The organism is Paenisporosarcina sp. (genome assembly GCF_057785155.1).
In genome coordinates, this window is the sequence record NZ_JBYNRN010000050.1 from 1 (window position 1) to 12,454 (window position 12,454).

Sequence of the window (12,454 nt, forward strand, 5' to 3'; positions counted from 1 at the left end):
AACACGGAAGTTAAGCTCTTTAGCGCCGATGGTAGTTGGGGGTTTCCCCCTGTGAGAGTAGGACGTCGCTAGGCACTAAGAAATCAGTACCGAGAGGTACTGGTTTTTTTGTGTTCTTTTTTAGGTTGAGCGTGGTAGGGGTAATCGTGACATTCTCGATTTCGCGGGTGGTATTCAAGGATTAGATGGGGCTGTTCTCCATTTGGATGATGCTATTCTAGAATTCGCATGGGCTATTCAAGGATTCGGGCATCACATTCTAAAATTCACGAAATCCAAAGAATTTAACGCGCAAGAATGGTGTCAGTTGGCGAACCAACTGACACGTATTCTGTTCGTGCGGTCTTTTCAACTGTATCATGCCAATACAGGTTGTAGTTTTTAGATATAGAGTAGCCAGAAAAAAGACATTCTCAATTTCGCGGCTGGTATTCAAGGATTAGATGAGGCTGTTCTGCATTTGGACGGTGCTATTCTAGCATTCGCATGGGCTATTCAAGGATTCGAGCCTCACATTCTAAAATTCACGAAATCCAAACAATTTAACACGCAAGAATGGTGTCAGTTGGCTTACCAACTGACACGTTTTCTGTTTGAGCGAATTTTTAACGGGTATTTCGCTTTCGAAATCCAATATAGAATATGACTAGTAATGAAAATGCGATGCCAATCATCACTACTCCACTTAAATTATATTGAATATTGGTTGCCATGGTTCTTTCCATATAGTGAAAAAATGGTTCAGGAATGGGTTCATTGCGTTTTTCTATATATTTTATATGTTCAACAGAATATCCTGAAAGAACGGGTTTCCAACCGTATTCTCCTTTGTCTAGCCAGATTTCGATGACGTCATTGATTGTAATATCCATTGGCTTTCCACCAACATATTCTCTCGCACGCCATGAAGGTAGATAGGAGTAGTAGACTTCGACACTAGTAGCCTGTGCCTCACTATCCTCACTTTTAATCACTTCATCAATTTCTATTGTCATTTTCCTTAATTGATAGGCACCATCTTTTTCTTCTGATAAATCTTTAATCTTCACATCTGCAATTACTTCTCCTGTGATATGGAAAGGTGCTTCCGAATGTCTCTTTTTGATTTCGGCAGGATCCATAGATGCAAACGCACTAGTAGCGAAAAAAGCATGGATAATAATCGTTATTAAGAAATAGACTGTGATACTCTTGAATGTTTTTTTTCTGATCATCAACACTCCCCAATTTCATATCAAATTGTTAGAAATTAAACTAAATTATACCATTTATATATAAAATTCCACTCATTTAATTAACCTTTAAAATAAAATCTATTATATTTAAAACTATTTTCAATTATGCTATTGTTTTTATTTCATACATTGGTATAATAAATCTTGTCGTTAAATATTTGAGGTCCCGTGGTGTAGCGGTTAACATGCCTGCCTGTCACGCAGGAGATCGCGGGTTCGATTCCCGTCGGGACCGCCATTTTAATTTAAATTATCAATCCGCAAAGAGAGGAAACTTTCTATGTGGATTTTTTTGTTTCGTTGATTAATTAAAATTATTAATATAAATAAAGTGAAGTATTGTGATGTATTCGGTACACTAGAGAAAATATGTGCGAAGGAAATGAAATTATGACATACATGAAACAAGTCGCATCACTAGAAGAAACAGAACAATTTGGTCAGAAACTCGGATCGTTGGTTCAAGCTCAAGATGTAATTACGCTTGAAGGTGATCTGGGGGCTGGCAAGACGACGTTTACCAAAAGCTTTGCAAAAGGCTTAGGGGTTCTTCGCAATGTGAACAGTCCGACTTTTACGATATTAAAACAATATGAAGGCAGGCTGCCTTTTAACCATTTAGATGTGTATCGTCTCGCAGGTAGTGAAGAAGATTTAGGATGGGATGAGCTTTTCTATGGGGATGCGGTGACGGTAATCGAGTGGGCAAAGCTGATTGAACATGATTTGCCAAAAGAACGATTACAGATTGAAGTCTATTATGAAGATGAATTTGCTCGCCGTTTTGAAGTAACGCCATTTGGAGAACGGTACGAGCAATTATGTAAGGAGTTATTTGAATGATTTGGTTAGGAATTGATACATCGAATATGCCCTTATCAGTGGCTGTCGTTAAAGATGATACATTATTAGTTGAATGGACAAGTTCTGTTAAGATCACTCATTCAGTCGGGGCGATGCCTGCTGTAGAAGAGGCTCTGAAACAGGCTAACTTGAAGCCATCTGATTTGGATGCAATTGCGGTTGCTGAGGGACCAGGATCGTATACTGGGGTTCGTATAGGTGTCACGATTGCGAAGACGCTAGCTTGGACACTTAAGATTCCATTAGTCGGCGTATCGAGCTTAGAAACATTAGCTGGTAACGGCTCCATGTTTAACGGATTAATTTGTCCTATTATGGATGCGCGTCGACAAAATGTGTTTTCTGCTATCTATTCGAATACAGGTGAGCAAAAGGTAGAAGATGGACATTATGCACTTGAGGATTTATTAACCAAAGTTTCCGATATGAACGAGGATATTTTATTCGTTGGTCAAGATGTTGCGATTCATTGGGATACGATTCAATCAGCTTTAGGCGATCGTGCTGTTCGAGCGCCGTTCTATCAAGACTTGCCTCGAGCATCTGTGTTAATTGCTCAAGCGAAGTTGAAAGAAATCCCGACCAATGAAGCTACTCATCATTTTGTGCCTGATTATAAGCGTATTACGGAAGCTGAAGCTAACTGGCGAGAAGACCAGAAAAAGGCTGGAAATACGCATGACTAACTCGATATCCTATCGTAAAATGACGGTGGAAGATATTGATGCCGTTTTAAAAATAGAACATGAGGCATTTAGCCTTCCTTGGACTCGCGATGCGTTTGTTCAAGAAATGACGACAAATTTACATGCTTATTATGTAGTGGCAGAAACGAATGATAAACAAATTGTTGGTTTCTGTGGGATGTGGTTAGTGATGGATGAGAGTCATATAACCAATGTGGCTGTTACGGAAGCGGTTAAAGGGCAGGGCATTGGGGAAGGGCTTATGCGAGAAGCCATCCGTGTATCTAAAGAACATGAAGTTGTTGTGATGACTTTAGAAGTTCGAGTAAGTAATACAATTGCACAGAATTTATATCGCAAACTGGATTTTCAAAATGGAGGCATCCGAAGAGGGTATTATACGGATACGAATGAGGATGCTTTAGTTATGTGGGTGGAATTTAAATGAGCAAAGATCAACTGATTTTAGGAATTGAAACGAGCTGTGATGAAACAGCAGCTTCAATCGTACGAAATGGAACTGAGATTATCTCTAACGTGGTTTCATCGCAAATTGAGAGTCACAAGCGTTTTGGAGGAGTCGTGCCTGAAATTGCTTCTCGACATCATGTGGAACAAGTGACGCTTGTGATTGAGGAAGCGTTGAAGCAAGCAAATCTTCAACCAGCAGATTTAGATGCCGTCGCTGTAACAGAAGGTCCAGGACTTGTAGGGGCTTTATTAATCGGCATTAACGCAGCTAAAGCATTTGCATTTGCGAATGAACTGCCTCTAGTGGGCGTTCATCATATTGCAGGACATATCTATGCTAACCAATTGGTGGAACCGATGCAATTTCCTTTGTTGGCTTTAGTGGTTTCTGGTGGCCATACAGAGATTGTTTTAATGCGGGAACATGGTTCGTTTGAATTGATTGGAGAAACACGTGATGATGCAGCAGGAGAGGCTTATGATAAAGTAGCAAGAGTTTTAACGCTGCCGTATCCAGGCGGTCCTCATATTGATAAATTGGCACAAGAATCTAAAGAAGAAGCCATTGCATTCCCTCGGGTTTGGTTAGAAGAAGGATCCTATGATTTTAGTTTTAGTGGATTAAAATCATCTGTGATCAATTATATGCATAATGCGGAACAACGTGGAGAAGACATTAAACCTGGAGCGGTTGCTGCTGGGTTCCAAGCGAGTGTTGTCGAAGTCCTGACAGCGAAGACGCTACGTGCTGCAAAAGAATTCAATGTGAAGCATGTTATAGCGGCTGGAGGCGTTTCTGCCAATAAAGGTCTGCGTGCATCATTAGAAACGACATTTGAAAATGAAGGCATTCCATTTACAGTGCCACCGTTATTTTTATGTACGGATAATGCAGCGATGATAGCAGCTGCTGGATCAGTTATGTTTGAAAAAGGAATCTTGGGTACGATGGCTATGAATGGGAAGCCAGGAATGCCGTTATTTAACTGGAAATAAGAAAAATCGACTTTCTCGAAAGAGGAAGTCGATTTTTTTTGTGGCAATCAAATTTGTGATTTGTATCAGGGTGATTATTATAACTGTCCATTTTTTATCCATCAATTAATACGATAAATGTTTTAGAAATTCCATATAGGAAATACATAACTTATTCCATTGTCGATTAAGCTGTTTTTTAAGTTTAAAAAAGAATATGTTATCCCCAAACTCATCTTGTGATAAACAAAAAAGTAGGTCAGTGTCAATAGAGAACATCTGTACTTATGCACAATTTGTTGATAACTTGTGTATAAGTAGGTGGAATTCAATATATAGTAGGTCATTAATCCACCGGTAATGTGTACAAAAACTTTTTTACCTGTGGACAGTGTGGATAAGTCTGTTGATAGATTGATATATCAAGGTTTTGATGTGAATAAATTTGTGGAAAGAAAAATATCGAAATTTGCTATTGACCTATATATATAATCGAAACAAGGCGAAATAAATGCCACATGGTCTCCCATGTGGCAAGAATGATAAAATTTATAAATTTTCCAATTCTTCTTCTAATTCAACCCATTCAGTCATGTAGACATCTTGCTCTTGTTTAACTGAATCTAATTCTTTTTGAAGGGCCATTAACTGTTCGTGATCTTGAAAAATAGCTGGATCACAAAGCTTCTCTTCAACTTGTTGAATTTTACCTTCAATTGTTTGTAATTCAACTTCTAAATCTTCTAATCGACGTGTGATTTGACGTTCTCTTTTCTTCGCATCTTTATCAATCGTTGAAGTAGATTGTTTAGCAGTAGGAGATTCAATTTCTTGAAGCCCCATTTTTTCTAATTTAATTTCTTCTAACTCTTTTTTCTTTTCTACGTAGTAATCATAGTCGCCTAAATACTCAAATGCGCCGTCACTTGATAACTCAATAACCTTTGTAGCTATTCGGTTAATAAAGTATCGATCATGCGAAACAAAAAGGATGGTTCCCGGGTAGTCTATCAATGCGTTTTCAAGAACTTCCTTACTATCAAGGTCCAGATGGTTGGTTGGTTCATCGAGTATTAACGTATTTGATTTCAACATCATTAATTTAGCTAAGGCAACGCGTGATTTTTCGCCACCTGACAATGAAGAAATGGACTTCGTCACATCATCCCCGCTAAATAAGAAGCGACCTAATACATTCCGAACATCTTTTTCATTCATCAGTGGCCATTCATCCCACAGTTCTTTTAATACAGAACGGCTGCCGGTTAGTTTGGCTTGTTCTTGGTCATAATAGCCAAATTGCACATTCGTGCCGTATTTGATATTTCCACTAATTGGCGGGATGTCTTTAACAACTGTTTTTAATAAAGTGGATTTACCCACCCCGTTTGGTCCGACTAAAGCAATTCGGTCCTCACGGAATACACGAAGATTCACATCTGTTGAAACGGGTTTCCCAGCATAACCAACGGTCATCTGATCTATTGCTAAAACATCATTTCCGCTTTGACGTTCAATTGAGAAGCCGAAATTTGCGGATTTCTCCGATCCATCAGGTGAATCCATCCAATCTGTTTTTTCTAAAACCTTACGTCTCGACTGTGCCATTTTCGTTGTGGACGCTCGAGCTAAATTGCGTTGGACGAAATCTTCGAGTTTCGCTTTTTCTTCCTGCTGTTTATCAAAAGTCTTTAAATCGCGTTCATACGTTTTCGCTTTCTCATCCAAATATGCACTGTAGTTCCCTACAAAGCGTTTTACTTTATGACGAGATACTTCATAGACAAAGTTTACAACTTGATCGAGGAAATAGCGGTCATGGGAAACAATTAAAATAGCACCTGGATATCCTTGTAAATAACGCTCAAGCCAACTTAATGTATCGATATCTAAATGGTTAGTAGGCTCATCTAAAATTAATAAGTCTGGTTTTGTTAAAAGGAGTTTAGCTAATGCTAATCGCGTTTTTTGACCACCGGATAAGGATTGAATTGGTTTTGTGAAATCTTCAGGGAAGAATTGCATCCCGTGAAGCACGGAGCGGGTATCAGCTTCATATTGATAACCACCCGAATCCTTAAAATTCACTTGTTTTATGTCATAATCAGCCATTAAGCGGGCGTATGCTTCCGCATCTTCATAGATAGAAGGGTCCGCCATTTGCTTTTCAAGGGTTCGAAGTTCTTGTTCTGCAGCTTGATGATGTGCAAATATGGTCATCATTTCATCCCAAATGGAAAGGTCGGAATCGATTCCAGCGTGTTGCTCCATGTAGCCAACCTTTGTGCCTTTAGGAATGATGATTTCACCTGAATCGTATGACATTTTACCAGCAATAATTTTTAAGAGTGTTGACTTTCCAGCACCATTTCGACCGACTAATGCAACACGATCACGATGATTAATTTCGAGTTTAACACCGCTTAATATTTCATCTACAACAAACGATTTATGTAATTGGTTCACTTGTAAGACAATCATAATTCCACCTCAGTTCTCACTTAGTTTAAAGGATGGTTCAAACACTTGCAACGACCGAACTTTACTTATACATACGACTGATGTAAGATGGAATCGATTTCGCTTAAATCGCAGGAGGAACTGCATGAAACAAGAACCGATTAAAATTCCACAAGCCACGACAAAACGACTGCCACTTTACTATCGTTTCATTCAAAATTTATCGAGCACTGGCAAAAAACGTGTGTCTTCACAAGAGTTAAGTGATGCCATGAAAATCGACCCTGCAACGATTCGAAGAGACTTTTCTCATTTTGGTGCTTTAGGAAGAAAGGGATACGGCTATGATGTCCCTCATCTTTTAGAATTCTTCCGTCAAACATTAGACCAAGATGAAGAAACGAATGTCGCTTTGATTGGAGTAGGTAGTTTAGGAACTGCTTTTTTGAAATACAATTTCCATAAAAATCACAATACACGTATTGTGCTCGCATTTGATACAAGTGCCACTGAAGACGGTACGATGATGAGTGATATTCCTGTTTTCGAACCTAGTAAATTAGAAGAAAAAATCAAAGAGTTTGGAATTGAACTTGTCATTTTAACTGTGCCTTCACGCGCTGCACAAGAAGTAACCGATCGACTAACCAAAACCAATGTAAAAGGGATTCTAAATTTCACCCCTGTTCGTTTATCTGTGCCTGATTCTATTCGTGTACATACGATTGATTTATCTGTTGAATTACAGACCTTGATCTACTTGATTAGACAGGACGAGGAAACGTTCACATATCGTTCATAGTAGCATTAGCATAGATTCGGCAAATACGTTAAAATGAAATCACACTATAAGGAGGTGTCTGCAATGTCTCCAGGTCCATTAAGTTTAATCATTATCGGTATCGTCGCATTACTTGTGTTCGGTCCTAAAAAATTACCTGAACTAGGTAAAGCGTTTGGTTCGTCATTACGTGAGTTTAAAAATGCAACAAAAGGTTTAGCAGATGATGACGAAGAAGATAAAAAGAAAATAGACGTTCAAAAAGACGAACTGAAGTAAGTTAGGATGAACATTCAATGAATGAAAAAGACTTAACACTCGTTGAACATATAGATGAAATAAGAAAACGACTGATGATCATCGTCGTTTTCTTTGTTATTGCAGTAGTGGCAAGTTTCTTTATTGCTGAACCATTAATAAACTTCTTACAATACAGTGAAGAAGCCAAATCGTTACCGCTTCATGCATTTACGATTACAGATCCAATCATGATTTACTTAAAAGTTATCCTATTTGTTGCGTTCTTACTCACGTCTCCCGTTATTTTGTATCAACTATGGGGATTTGTAAGTCCGGGTCTTTATGAGCCTGAGAGAAAAGCAACCCTTAGTTATATTCCTTTTACTTTCTTATTATTTGTAGCAGGAATTTTGTTTTCATATAAAGTGTTATTTCCCTATGTCATTCACTTTATGATCTTACTAGCAATAGATTTAGGAATAAACCAAGTAATTGGAATTAATGATTACTTCAATTTCCTATTCCAAATTACGATTCCGTTCGGTATTATTTTTCAATTACCGATCGTGTTATTATTTTTAACTCGACTTGGCGTGATCACGCCAATGTTCATGGTGAAAGTAAGAAGATATGCATACTTTGTTTTATTTGTCATAGCGGCATTTATCACGCCACCAGATATTATTTCTCACCTAATCGTCACGGTGCCATTGTTCGCATTATATGAACTGAGTGTCATGGTTTCACGTGTCGGATACAAAAAGTATTTGAAATCAGAAGAATTACGTCAACGTGAAGAGCACCAATCACTAGTTGATGAAGCAAATAGACGACGAAACGAAAACCTTCCACCGGAATGATCTAGTGGAAGGTTTTTTTGTTTGGATTTCATTAAGTCGGTTTGTATGATTTTGTACTTGAAGTAAATAGATTGATTGAATACTTTATCAAAATCTATTCTCACTATTTGAAAGGTTATAGATAATAAAATTCAATTTAATAAATAATATATTGACAATTTTCAAATTATTTATGTATTATGTATACATAACACATAATACATAAATAATAATACTTTATTAGGAGGAGGAAAGATGAAACTTCAAATGAAACCGGTTTCAAAAAATAAGACAACTAGAGAATTAATTTATGAAGAGTTAAAAAAGGCTATATTAACAAAAGAGATAAGTGAGAAAGAAATACTTACTGAAACACTTCTAGCAGAAACGCTAAATACTTCAAGGACACCGATACGGGAAGCAGTAGCGGAATTAGTAAAAGAGGGTTTGCTAGTTCATATACCTCGAAAGGGCTTCCAAGTTAGAAAAATTTCAAGAAATGAGAGTAACCAGATTATCTTTCTGCGTCAAACAATTGAAGCTGAAGGAATGAAAAATCTTTCTTCTACAATTCAGATTCATCAAATTGAGGAAATTGAAAATGTAGTGGAACAACAAAAGAATGCGATGGAAAACAATGACCGTATTTTATTTATTGAACTAGATTTGTTGTTTCACACCAAACTATTACAATTTGCAAATCTAAATGTATTTGAACAAGTCTTACATGAAATGTACAATTTAACTCTTTTAGTTGGACACCATGCATTGATGAAAGAAGGTCGGATGAAAGAAGTTATTATTGAACACAAAAATATAATTTTGGCATTAAAAGAATCTGGTAATGCAGAAGAGAAATTGCTTAACCATCTCAATATCACAAAACAGCATGTCATGAATATGTCGGAGGAATAAGAAATGGAAAAAAAGAAAATTATACTTTCGATTGACCAAATCCCTAAAGAATTTACAGTAGAACGCACTTACTGCATAGGTTACACAGGTAGAAATAAAGAAAAAGTATACGAACATATACAGGAATTAGCTGAAATAGGTATACCAGAACCAGTAGAGGTGCCAATGCTTTATCCTGTAAGCGCATACACAGTAAATCAAAATAATGATATTCAGGTCATAGGTAATAAGACGAGTGGAGAAGCAGAGCTCGTACTTATGTTTGAAGAAAATGAGGTTTTTTTAACTGTAGGCAGTGACCATACAGATCGCGGACTTGAAACAGTAGACATTAATAAGTCTAAACAAGTATGTGATAAACCGATTGGAACGGAAGCATGGCATATTAATGAAGTATTGAATCACTGGGATGAATTAATTATTCGTTCTGAACAACTGATTGAAAATGACTGGGTTCTATATCAAGAAAATCCTGTCTCTTCAATAATTACTTACGATGAAATTCTTGCATTTTTAAAGAAAAAAGAGGTTTCTTTAAACAACACATTAGTATTGGCAGGTACTGTTCCTTTAAGTGATGGATTTAAATACGGACAAGCGTTCAAAATGAAAATTATTGATCCGGTTCGTAAGAAAGAAATACAAGCAAATTATACAGTGAATCAAATTGCATAAGAGGTGAGAGAGTGAAATATTCAATCTATCAAATGGATATTGTTCCAGGTAACCCAAAAGCAAATCACCAAAAAGTATTAGAATGGCTAGTTAGTATTTTAGATGTCGAAAAACCCGATACAATCATTCTTCCTGAAATGTGGACTACTGGATATACGTTAGATGTATTAAAGGATATTGCGGATATAAATGGAGAAAATACACGGGAATTTTTAAGTTTACTTGCTGCGAGTTATGGCATCAATATTATTGGCGGGTCTGTTGCGAATAAAGTAGGAGAAAATATTTATAATTCTTCATTTGTTTTTAATAGAAAAGGAGAACTGGTTTATTCATATAATAAGGTTCATTTAGTGCCGATGCTTAATGAACACAATTATTTGACGGGTGGAACAGCGGTACCAGAGATTTTTGAACTAGATGGGATCAAAATGGGATTAATCATTTGCTATGATTTGCGCTTCACAGAAATCATTCGCCCGCTTGCTTTAGAAGGAGCTCAGGTGTTACATATCGTTGCAGAATGGCCATCAGCAAGGACACTGCACTGGAAAAGCTTGCAAGTAGCTAGAGCGATAGAAAATCAAATGTATGTCATTTCATCTAACAGGGTTGGTGAGTATGCCGGAGTTGAATTCTGCGGTTCATCTATGATTATCGATCCTTCTGGAGAAATTTTAGTTGAAGGTTCAAAAGATAAAGAGGAAACGCTCACTTATCAATTAGATTTTGAAAAAGTAAATCAAGCGAGAGTAAATGTTCCGATTTTTTCTAGTCGAGTACCTGGACTATATAAACAACATCAATAGGGGGAAAATATGATGAAAATGAATTTAATGAAAAAGTTATCAGTAGTTGGAATTTTGTCACTTAGCTTAGCTGCTTGTGGTTCAGAAAACGCAGGGTCGGGAAGTGATGGAGATTCAATTACATTGAAACTCGCACATACTGGATCGGAATCTCATCAGTACCATATCGCATCTGAGAAATTTAAAGAACTTGTAGAAGAAAAGACGGATGGAACCGTAGAAGTTGAGATTCATCCAAATGCTACGTTAGGCAGCGAAGGTGAAGCTATTGAGCAAGTCATGGAAGGTACAATTCAAATGACGACAGTTGCGGCGGATAGTTCACTTGCAAACGTTATTCCAGAAATGAATGTCTTTGGACTACCTTATTTATTTGAAGACAAAGAACACGTCTATAGTGTGTTAGATGGAGAAATCGGTGATGAGTTATTAACAAAAGCGAATGATCAAAATATGAAGGGCTTAGGATATTGGGAAGTAGGATTCAGACACTTAACGAATAATAAGAAAGAAATCAATACACCTGAAGACGTAAAAGGGTTAAAAATTCGAGTTCAACCTGCCCCTGTTTGGGAAAATCACATGAAGGCTTTAGGTGCTAATCCAACGCCTGTTGATTTTAATGAACTTTACTCTTCTCTTGATCAAGGTGTAGTAGATGGCCAAGAGAATCCACTGCCAACAATTGATTCTATGAAGTTTTATGAAGTGCAAAAATATGTATCACTCACTGCTCATACATATACACCTGCAGTAGTCCTGATGAACTCTAATGTTTGGGAAGATTTAAGTGAAGAGCAGCAAAAGGCTTTGGAAGAGGCTGTAAAAGAAACTACTGAATACCAGCGGGAATTCTTAGCAGATAAGGAAGAAGAAATTGTAAATACACTGAAAGAAAATGGTGTAACAATTACTGAGCCAGATCGTAAAGCGTTCCGTGATGTTACAAAAGATGTTAAAAACGAACAAGTTCCTGAAGACTTAATTAATCGAATTAAAGAATAGATTAATGTCGGAATCTATCTTACGTTAAGGGGTGGTGAAATTTGCAGAAGGTAGATTATATGTTAGGGAAAGTTCTGCAGGTATTGGCTACGGTTTCTCTATCATTAACAGTGATTATTACATTTTTACAAGTACTGTTTAGATATGTATTTAAATCACCAATTAGTTGGTCGCAAGAAGTTTTAATGATTAGTTTTGTTTACAGTATTTTATTTGGTGCGGCACTGGCAGTTAAGAATAAAGAACACTTAACTGTTGACTTATTTGATAATCTTTCTTCCATAAAAGAAAAGATTCTAGTAGTCATAGAATTTATTATCACTGGTACTGTCATCCTTATCCTTTTGTATTTTGGTTGGGAACTAGTAAGGGCTAATCTTGAATCTGGTCAGATTGTAGGTATTCTACCTCTCAAGAAAGCTTACGTCTATTTAGCTATTCCTTTAAGTGCATTGTTTATGTTGTACTTCCATATTAGGAAGGTGATTAAATGATTGGC

At 37.0% G+C, this 12,454-nt stretch carries 14 protein-coding genes, 1 tRNA gene and 1 rRNA gene; 14 read left to right on the forward strand and 2 right to left on the reverse strand.

Annotated features, from left to right (window positions below; all coding sequences use genetic code 11):
• Nucleotides 1-74: ribosomal RNA gene (rrf, locus tag AC3EA5_RS17580) — 5S ribosomal RNA — on the forward strand; the annotation flags it as partial.
• 531 nt (nucleotides 75-605) lie between these two features.
• On the opposite strand, the gene AC3EA5_RS17585 is transcribed toward rrf, so the two are convergent.
• A complete protein-coding gene (locus AC3EA5_RS17585; protein WP_488609501.1) occupies nucleotides 606-1,214 on the reverse strand; it encodes a hypothetical protein in 609 nt (202 codons plus the stop codon).
• Nucleotides 1,215-1,397: 183 nt separating this feature from the next.
• On the opposite strand from AC3EA5_RS17585, the gene AC3EA5_RS17590 reads away from it, so the two are divergent.
• From AC3EA5_RS17590 to tsaD, 5 genes are all read left to right on the forward strand, one after another.
• Nucleotides 1,398-1,473 (forward strand) — tRNA-Asp (locus tag AC3EA5_RS17590).
• A 152-nt stretch (nucleotides 1,474-1,625) separates the two neighbouring features.
• Nucleotides 1,626-2,078: a tRNA (adenosine(37)-N6)-threonylcarbamoyltransferase complex ATPase subunit type 1 TsaE gene (gene tsaE / locus AC3EA5_RS17595; protein WP_488609502.1), complete on the forward strand. Its 453-nt coding sequence runs from the start codon at nucleotides 1,626-1,628 to the stop codon at nucleotides 2,076-2,078.
• Nucleotides 2,075-2,785: a tRNA (adenosine(37)-N6)-threonylcarbamoyltransferase complex dimerization subunit type 1 TsaB gene (gene tsaB / locus AC3EA5_RS17600; RefSeq protein WP_488609503.1), complete on the forward strand. Its 711-nt coding sequence runs from the start codon at nucleotides 2,075-2,077 to the stop codon at nucleotides 2,783-2,785. The genes tsaE and tsaB overlap by 4 nt, the downstream gene beginning before the upstream one ends.
• The gene (gene rimI / locus AC3EA5_RS17605; RefSeq protein WP_488609504.1) at nucleotides 2,778-3,233 is read left to right on the forward strand and encodes a ribosomal protein S18-alanine N-acetyltransferase; all 456 of its coding nucleotides are present in this window, start codon (nucleotides 2,778-2,780) and stop codon (nucleotides 3,231-3,233) included. Before tsaB ends, rimI begins: the two co-directional genes overlap by 8 nt.
• Nucleotides 3,230-4,252 (forward strand): tRNA (adenosine(37)-N6)-threonylcarbamoyltransferase complex transferase subunit TsaD, encoded by a 1,023-nt coding sequence (gene tsaD, locus AC3EA5_RS17610; RefSeq protein WP_488609505.1) that lies wholly within the window; start codon nucleotides 3,230-3,232, stop codon nucleotides 4,250-4,252. The genes rimI and tsaD overlap by 4 nt, the downstream gene beginning before the upstream one ends.
• Nucleotides 4,253-4,780: 528 nt before the next feature.
• On the opposite strand, the gene AC3EA5_RS17615 is transcribed toward tsaD, so the two are convergent.
• Nucleotides 4,781-6,712, reverse strand: a complete 1,932-nt coding sequence (locus AC3EA5_RS17615; RefSeq protein WP_488609506.1) for an ABC-F family ATP-binding cassette domain-containing protein — start codon at nucleotides 6,710-6,712, stop codon at nucleotides 4,781-4,783.
• Between the two features lie 124 nt (nucleotides 6,713-6,836).
• On the opposite strand from AC3EA5_RS17615, the gene AC3EA5_RS17620 reads away from it, so the two are divergent.
• From AC3EA5_RS17620 to AC3EA5_RS17655, 8 genes are all read left to right on the forward strand, one after another.
• On the forward strand, nucleotides 6,837-7,493 hold the full coding sequence (locus tag AC3EA5_RS17620; protein WP_488609507.1) for a redox-sensing transcriptional repressor Rex: 657 nt from the start codon (nucleotides 6,837-6,839) through the stop codon (nucleotides 7,491-7,493).
• Nucleotides 7,494-7,556: 63 nt separating this feature from the next.
• The gene (locus AC3EA5_RS17625; RefSeq protein WP_394191860.1) at nucleotides 7,557-7,751 is read left to right on the forward strand and encodes a twin-arginine translocase TatA/TatE family subunit; all 195 of its coding nucleotides are present in this window, start codon (nucleotides 7,557-7,559) and stop codon (nucleotides 7,749-7,751) included.
• Nucleotides 7,752-7,768: 17 nt separating this feature from the next.
• On the forward strand, nucleotides 7,769-8,572 hold the full coding sequence (gene tatC, locus AC3EA5_RS17630) for a twin-arginine translocase subunit TatC (protein WP_488609508.1): 804 nt from the start codon (nucleotides 7,769-7,771) through the stop codon (nucleotides 8,570-8,572).
• A 234-nt stretch (nucleotides 8,573-8,806) separates the two neighbouring features.
• Nucleotides 8,807-9,466: a GntR family transcriptional regulator gene (locus AC3EA5_RS17635; RefSeq protein WP_488609509.1), complete on the forward strand. Its 660-nt coding sequence runs from the start codon at nucleotides 8,807-8,809 to the stop codon at nucleotides 9,464-9,466.
• A 3-nt stretch (nucleotides 9,467-9,469) separates the two neighbouring features.
• Nucleotides 9,470-10,141: a DUF2848 family protein gene (locus AC3EA5_RS17640; RefSeq protein WP_488609510.1), complete on the forward strand. Its 672-nt coding sequence runs from the start codon at nucleotides 9,470-9,472 to the stop codon at nucleotides 10,139-10,141.
• Between the two features lie 11 nt (nucleotides 10,142-10,152).
• A complete protein-coding gene (locus AC3EA5_RS17645) occupies nucleotides 10,153-10,950 on the forward strand; it encodes a carbon-nitrogen family hydrolase (protein WP_488609511.1) in 798 nt (265 codons plus the stop codon).
• Between the two features lie 12 nt (nucleotides 10,951-10,962).
• The gene (locus AC3EA5_RS17650) at nucleotides 10,963-11,955 is read left to right on the forward strand and encodes a TRAP transporter substrate-binding protein (protein ID WP_488609512.1); all 993 of its coding nucleotides are present in this window, start codon (nucleotides 10,963-10,965) and stop codon (nucleotides 11,953-11,955) included.
• A gap of 41 nt (nucleotides 11,956-11,996) precedes the next feature.
• On the forward strand, nucleotides 11,997-12,449 hold the full coding sequence (locus tag AC3EA5_RS17655; RefSeq protein WP_488609513.1) for a TRAP transporter small permease: 453 nt from the start codon (nucleotides 11,997-11,999) through the stop codon (nucleotides 12,447-12,449).
• Nucleotides 12,450-12,454 lie beyond the last annotated feature (5 nt).